Origin of the sequence: Gluconobacter sp. OJB (assembly GCF_039638275.1) — a bacterium.
Lineage (GTDB): Bacteria > Pseudomonadota > Alphaproteobacteria > Acetobacterales > Acetobacteraceae > Gluconobacter > Gluconobacter cerevisiae.
In genome coordinates this window covers 115,425-121,996 of the sequence record NZ_JBDIWH010000004.1, presented here as the reverse complement: position 1 = coordinate 121,996, position 6,572 = coordinate 115,425, and the positions used below count along the sequence as shown (strand labels likewise).

Annotated in this window: 6 protein-coding genes; 4 read left to right on the top strand and 2 right to left on the bottom strand. The window is 56.7% G+C overall.

Features of this window, described 5'->3' with window-relative positions:
- Positions 1 to 734: IS110 family transposase (locus tag ABDK74_RS15365; protein ID WP_346004517.1), on the top strand; the 734-nt coding region annotated here is incomplete at its 5' end.
- 322 nt (positions 735 to 1,056) lie between these two features.
- Here the strand turns inward: ABDK74_RS15365 and ABDK74_RS15360 are convergent.
- Positions 1,057 to 1,872 (bottom strand): hypothetical protein, encoded by an 816-nt coding sequence (locus ABDK74_RS15360; protein ID WP_346004516.1) that lies wholly within the window; start codon positions 1,870 to 1,872, stop codon positions 1,057 to 1,059.
- A 334-nt stretch (positions 1,873 to 2,206) separates the two neighbouring features.
- On the opposite strand from ABDK74_RS15360, the gene tnpA reads away from it, so the two are divergent.
- The 3 genes from tnpA to tnpC are packed head-to-tail and all read left to right on the top strand — an operon-like array spanning position 2,207 to position 4,804.
- Entirely contained in the window at positions 2,207 to 2,866 is a 660-nt protein-coding gene (gene tnpA / locus ABDK74_RS15355) for an IS66 family insertion sequence element accessory protein TnpA (protein WP_346004396.1), read from the top strand.
- Positions 2,863 to 3,225, top strand: a complete 363-nt coding sequence (gene tnpB, locus ABDK74_RS15350; RefSeq protein ID WP_346004397.1) for an IS66 family insertion sequence element accessory protein TnpB — start codon at positions 2,863 to 2,865, stop codon at positions 3,223 to 3,225. Before tnpA ends, tnpB begins: the two co-directional genes overlap by 4 nt.
- Before the next feature lie 52 nt (positions 3,226 to 3,277).
- A complete protein-coding gene (gene tnpC, locus ABDK74_RS15345) occupies positions 3,278 to 4,804 on the top strand; it encodes an IS66 family transposase (protein ID WP_346004398.1) in 1,527 nt (508 codons plus the stop codon).
- Between the two features lie 155 nt (positions 4,805 to 4,959).
- Here the strand turns inward: tnpC and ABDK74_RS15340 are convergent, their stop codons facing one another.
- Positions 4,960 to 6,417, bottom strand: a complete 1,458-nt coding sequence (locus tag ABDK74_RS15340; RefSeq protein WP_346004399.1) for a catalase — start codon at positions 6,415 to 6,417, stop codon at positions 4,960 to 4,962.
- Positions 6,418 to 6,572: the final 155 nt, after the last annotated feature.

Genomic DNA, 6,572 nt, shown 5'->3' with positions numbered 1-6,572 from the left:
TCACACGACCGACCATGCAGTTCGTTCCTGTCAAATCTGTAGAGCAACAGTCTGTCCTGATGCTGCACAGCAGTCGCGATTTGCTGGTGAAGCAGAAAACCATGCTCATCAATGCTCTGCGAGGACATTTGAGTGAAATCGGTATCATTGCTCCTAAAGGTGTTGTCGGCGCCAAGTCTCTCGGAGGCCTCGTCCATGAAAATCAGGATGCATGGCCAGATGAAATGCGAACCGTTGCACATGCCTTTCTGGATCAGCTTCGCATGATACAGACCCAGATTGAGAAGCTGGATGACAAAATTCTGCAATGGCATCGTAACAGCGAAAGCAGTATGCGGCTTGCCACTGTCCCAGGGATCGGTCCGGTTGTCGCGAGTGCGATTGCAGCGTCTGTTCCTGACCCAAAGCTTTTTCGGTCGGGAAGACATTTCGCTGCATGGCTTGGTTTGACACCGCGTGTTCATGGCTCGGGTGGCAAAGATACGCTCGGGCGCATCACCAAGGCCGGTAACGGCTATATTCGCAGGTTACTTGTCGTCGGCGTTACTTCCCTGCTGCGCATAGACCGCAAGAAAACGCCCACTCATCTCTGGGGTCAGATGCTCCGGGAGAAAAAGCCCGGACGCGTTGTCGCTGTCGCATTGGCGAACAAGACAGCACGAATTGCATGGGCCCTTATGAGCCGCGGCGAGACATATAATGGCACTGCGGCAGCCCTATCTGCTGTTTGCTAGGACGAGAGATAAAATCCAGCCATCGTTCGATGATCTGGTAGATGTGCGGGAGTGTTGAGTTTTGATGACAGACCGGGCTGCTTCGGGGACAGAATAAAACCGTGTTCACTCTTGCGCCTTCCGAGCGCGTGAAATTGTCTGGTCTTCTGTCCGCGGACTTCATCATGGCCAGCAGTCTTTGTGGCTGCACAAAAAGGCCGGACACATGAGAGCACCAGTTCCGTACGTTTCAAAACGAGATTTTCCTTGCGCCGTAGAGGCCGTTCACACAAGAGTGAACGAACCCGTCAGGGCCGCCCCCAATCCTCTTTTCGCCTGCCCTTCAAATCACCCAAGGGTCAGTCTCGCAGAAAGAGAACACACTATCCCCTCTCTCCCGCTCTGCTTTCTTCATCTTCCTTCTCAAAACTCTGCGCTCCTGGCGCGCTTTCCGCCTTTTCTTTTCGCTGGCCTTCCAGCGGCCTCGCAGGACATCACGCAGCTCCGGGCACTGTGCGCTGATCTGTCCGTAAGACTGACGCCGGAACCGGGCTACGCCACCGAGGCGGTCGATTCCTGTCAGCAGGGTGCTCCTGCCGATCTCCGGATAGAAGATCACGCCGAGGCCATCCTGCGCATCTGGTGCTGAGGGCAATCGAAGGAAGAGGGTGGCGAAGCCGTCCGTAGTCTCAACCCATCCCGGCACAGGCCCTGCCAGTTGGCGCAAAGGCATCAGGTCAAAGTGTGGACAGTTCTCGGCTATGGCGGTCGCGAGAGGCGGAGACCTGTGCCAGAAGCTGGCGCTACAGCCCGGCCAGTTCTTTGAGGCGTCTGTCGGAAACAGGATTCCGAAGACTGTGATGAGATCCGCTTCATAGACAAGCTGCCCGTCCTGCCATTTGGCGAAGCCCGGATCATCAAAGCAGTCGAAATATTCCATGCCCCGGATACTGACATCCGGATACTCGTCGGACAGGCCATAACCGTGGTCAAGGAAGGACGTGCCGATCCCGCTTTCGAGGGTCATCACCAGTGTGGTGTCGTCTTCCCACGCCATCTGATCCGGTGCGCAGGTCCGGTGGGCGCGCTCTTCAGCGATCTGGCGCAGACGGTTCTGCGGCCCTGTGAGGGTGAAGACGGTTGTGACGTGAGTCGCCATGGGGAACATCCCTTTTCATTTTTTGGATGCTTTCCCGCAGGCGCAGACGGCTGGACGGGACAATGGCGCGCCCTCAGGGCGCGGGCCGCGTGCGGCCGGACCATTGTGGCGGTCGGACGGCCTGTGGCGGCTCTCCTTCCTCTTGCCCTCCCGTTTTCCCTTCCTGGCTCAGGTGGCTTTCTTTGCCACGTCCTTTGCCAGTTCCTCTTCCCGCTTCTTCGCTGCAATCGCTTCGTCAAGCAAATCGACAATCCGTAAGCGTCCGGAGATGACACGCTGCGATCCTGCGTGAGGTGTGCCCTTATCATGTCTTCACTACGGGTATTGGAGTGTCATGATGAATCGGGAAGAGGTTTGGCGAGACCGGCTTGTCCTGTTTGCTGAGAGCGGGCTGACGCAGACTGCTTTCTGCAGCCGCCATGGTCTCAGCGCCAAAGCTCTTCGGCTCTGGGCGCGCCGGCTTGGTTTCGTCTGGCCGCCACCGATCAAGGCGTCGATTCCGGACGGGACATCAGGAGAACGGGCTAAGGAATTCTCTGGCTCGTCCAGGGCGGATCTTGCCGTCCCCGTCGGGGATCTGAAAAGTCTTCTGGCCGTCCGGGTGCGTAAGACATGGACGCCCGAAGAGAGTTTGGCGCTTCTGATCGATGCCCGGCAATCAGGGATGTCGCTTGATCGCTATGCCAAAATGAACGGTCTGACATCCAGTGTGCTGTATCGTTGGCAGAAGCAGTTCGCAGATCAAATTGCAGAATGTCCGGCTGATCCCCTGGCACGTCAGCCGAAATTTGCCGCAGTTAAGATCGACGACACCCCTTCCACGCCACAACAGGCGCCCCAAACACAAGCCTCCCCGCTTGTCTCCAAAGACAGGCAAAACCCCGGAGCGCCCATTGAGATCGTGCTGCGCAATGGGCGTATCCTGCGGGTTACTCCTTCGATCGACTTTGACGTGATGACCCGACTGGCGGATGCGCTCGAGGCTGCGGCATGATCACCCTGCCACCCCATGTCCGGGTTCATGTAGCCCTGGGCTATACCGATCTGCGCAAGGGGATCGACGGGTTGTCGGTGCTGGTACAGGAGACGCTGCGGGCGGATCCGTTCAGCGGGCATGTGTTTGTGTTTCGCGGCCGGAGGGCCGGACTGATCAAGCTTCTGTATCACGATGGCAATGGCATGTGTCTGTATGCCAAGCGCCTCGATCAGGGGATCTTTACATGGCCGGTCACACAGGCCAGCCCCGGAGAACCGGCGACAGTTCTGTTGACCCCAGCCCGTTTGTCGATGCTTCTGGAAGGGTTGGACTGGCGGGCACAGGCCCCCGCGCGACGCATACTGATGGCAGGGTAAAACGCGCCGATTTTTCTTGTACAAACCCGCAGAAAACTGGCATTTTATAGGTATGCGGATCGCCCTCGACAGCCTGCCGTTTGACCCGATCACCCTGCAAACCCTGGTGCGGGATCTGGCTGGCGCAGTGGATGAGGGACAGATCGAGATTGACCGCTTGCGGCAGATCATCCGGGAGTTCCAGCGCGCCCGGTTCGGTCGTCGCGCCGAAACACTCGAACCCGACCAGCTCCTGCTGACGCTGGAGGCTGATGCTGACCAACCGTCCCCTATAACGCCAATCTCCACGACACTATCGGACATCAGCAACACAACGCCGATCGTCAAACCATCGCATCGCACAGCCCTGCCAGAGCACCTGCCGCGCACGGATGTGACGATCCTGCCTGACGTGACAGCCTGCCCGTCTTGCGGCGGCTCGTTGTGCGACGCAGGCACGACCACCAGCGAAATGCTGGACTGGGTTCCGGCCTCGGTGCGGGTCGTGCGGATCAACCGGCCCAAATGCGCGTGTCGCGCCTGCGGGACGCTGCATCAGGCTCCAGCACCTGAGCGCATCGCCGAAGGGTGTCTCGCCACTCCGGGTCTAATCGCGCATGTGCTGACCAGTCGCTATTGCGATCACCTGCCGCTGTATCGCCAAAGCCAGATGTTGGCCCGTCACGGTGTCGCTCTCGCGCGTTCCACGCTGGCCGATTGGGTCAAGGCCGCCGCCTGGTGGCTGGCCCCGCTGCGCGACCAGCTGATGACCCATGTCTGTGCCGCAGAACGGGTTTTCGCAGACGACACCCCACTGCCCATCCTTGATCCGGGACGCGGACGCACCCGAACCGGACGGCTTTGGGCCTACACGCGCGATGACCGTCCTTTTGGCGGTGCGGCCCCACCCGCCGTGGTGTTTTATGCGACACCGGATCGCACGTCCGCTTGGCCCGCCGGTCATTTGAAGACCTATCGCGGCGTTCTGCAAGTCGACGGTTATGCCGGGTTTGAGCAGCTGACACAGGGCGGAACAGTCCATTTGGCGGCATGTTGGGCGCACACGCGCCGCAAGTTTTATAAGCTGCACCAGACCGGATCACCAATCGCAACCGAGGCTTTGGTGCAGATCCGGGCACTCTACGATATTGAGGCCACACTCCAGGGTTTGCCGCCCGATCAACGCAAGACCTTTCGGGAGGAACACAGTCGACCGCGTGTTGAGGCGCTGGAACTCTGGCTCCGACAAAAACTGGCTTTGCTGCCCTCTCGCGCCAGACTGGCAGAGGCAATCCGCTATGCGTTGAACCGCTGGGATGATCTCGCGCGCTTTGTCGGGGATGGGCGCATAGATCTCGACACCAATCCGGTGGAACGGGCCATTCGACCCGTCACGCTCGGCCGCAAAAATGCTCTGTTCGCGGGCAGCGAGGGCGGCGCCAACCGATGGGCCATCGTGGCGTCACTGATCGAGACAGCCAAGCTCAATGGGATCGAGCCATTTGCCTGGCTGCGCGATGTGCTGACACGCATGATCGACGGACATCCAGCCGCACGTATCAGCGAACTGCTCCCATTTCCCCAAAGCGCTAACGCCTAATTTGGGGGGGGGAAGCGGCATGTCCGGTTTAGAGTAGAAAAATCAATAAAATGGACATGCCTCTCTTCTACATGACGAATTTTCTATTATTTCGTGAATCAAGAAAAAAACTTAGCTCTACAGACACTATTGTATCTGTGGAGCTTTCCGTAAAATTATACTTTAGCAGCCATTACACCATTTTTTACACGTTGTCCGAGCGCTGTGTCGACATTCGACCAGTATTCAAAAACCCGAGATAAAACAGGCTCTTCAACGCCCTGTAAAATATGTCCAACAATATTGCTTACCAGTCGATCACGAGCCGCATCATCCATGACGCGGTTGACCAGAACATTGGCCTGATTGAAGTCCCCATCATCAGGACGCAAGGTATACGCTGCCCGAACGAATTCGCCGTCTGCCGCCCAGACTGCATTTTCGGGAAATTTTTGCGGATCGGCGACAGGACCTCCCTTTGAGTTAGGCACGTAAACGGGGTCTTGCGCGTTACGGATCCGCATAGCTCCGCCCTTTGTGTAACCGTGCACCGGACATTTGGGGGCATTAACCGGAATCTGCTTGTAATTCACTCCAAGCCGAGCCCGATGGGCATCGGCATAAGCGAAGGAGCGCCCCAGTAGCATTTTATCCGGAGATAAACCTGTTCCTGGAACGAAATTGTTCGGTTCAAACGCAACCTGCTCGATCTGGGAATGAAAATCTGTTGGATTGCGGTCAAGAATGAGTTTGCCAACCTCAATGAGCGGGTATTCGGCTTGCGGCCAGACTTTGGTCAGATCAAACGGATTGATGTGATAGGTCTTGGCATCTTCATAAGGCATAATCTGCATTTTGAGCGTCCAGCTCGGATGCTCGCCACGCTTGATAGCCATATGGAGATCACGTCGATGATAATCGGCGTCCGCCCCAGCAAGATGCCCTGCCTGCTCCTGCGTCAGGCACTTGATGCCCTGATCAGTTTTGAAGTGGTATTTTACCCAGAAGCGCTCTCCACTTGAGTTGACCCACATGTAAGTATGGCTCGAGAAGCCATCCATATGGCGCCAGCTTGCCGGGATACCACGATCCCCCATCAGCCATGTGACCTGATGCGCACTTTCGGGGCTCAGCGTCCAGAAATCCCACTGCATGTCATTATCACGTAGGCCACTATCGGCGCGACGTTTTTGCGAATGAATAAAATGCTGGAACTTCAGGGGATCGCGGAGGAAAAAAATCGGCGTGTTATTGCCGACCATGTCAAAATTTCCTTCGTCCGTATAGAATTTCAGAGCAAATCCGCGCGGATCGCGCCAGGTATCTGGACTTCCAGCCTCGCCCGCCACCGTTGAAAACCGGGCCACGACCTCTGTTGTTGCCCCTGGTTGCAGAAAGCTTGCAGATGTATAGCGACTGACATCGTGCGTGACTTCAAACCGACCAAAAGCGCCACCACCTTTGGCGTGCGGCTGACGGTCAGCAATCATTTCACGGTTAAATGCTGCCATCTGTTCAATCAGATAATGATCATGCAGCAGAATGGGACCATCTGACCCCACCGTGAGTGAATGTTCGTCATTCGAAACAGGAATGCCAGAGTCTGTTGTATGTAATGGATTGTGGGATGCCATGGTGAAATTTTCCTACAATTGTATGAGCGTTCAAAACTCAGCACCGGACCGTATCGTCTTTTTCGCACCACCGACAGGTCGCTCATCGTTTCTGTCCACATGCACGTGCGTATGGCCTTTTTTGAGAACGCAGATCTAACCGAATTGTTCAAAAC

Coding starts and splice junctions, on each gene's coding strand:
- tnpC (WP_346004398.1), top strand. CDS start 3,278: ATGCGGATCGCCCTCGACAGCCTGCCGTTTGACCCGATCACCCTGCAA.
- ABDK74_RS15340 (WP_346004399.1), bottom strand. CDS start 6,417: ATGGCATCCCACAATCCATTACATACAACAGACTCTGGCATTCCTGTT.
- tnpA (WP_346004396.1), top strand. CDS start 2,207: ATGATGAATCGGGAAGAGGTTTGGCGAGACCGGCTTGTCCTGTTTGCT.
- tnpB (WP_346004397.1), top strand. CDS start 2,863: ATGATCACCCTGCCACCCCATGTCCGGGTTCATGTAGCCCTGGGCTAT.
- ABDK74_RS15360 (WP_346004516.1), bottom strand. CDS start 1,872: ATGGCGACTCACGTCACAACCGTCTTCACCCTCACAGGGCCGCAGAAC.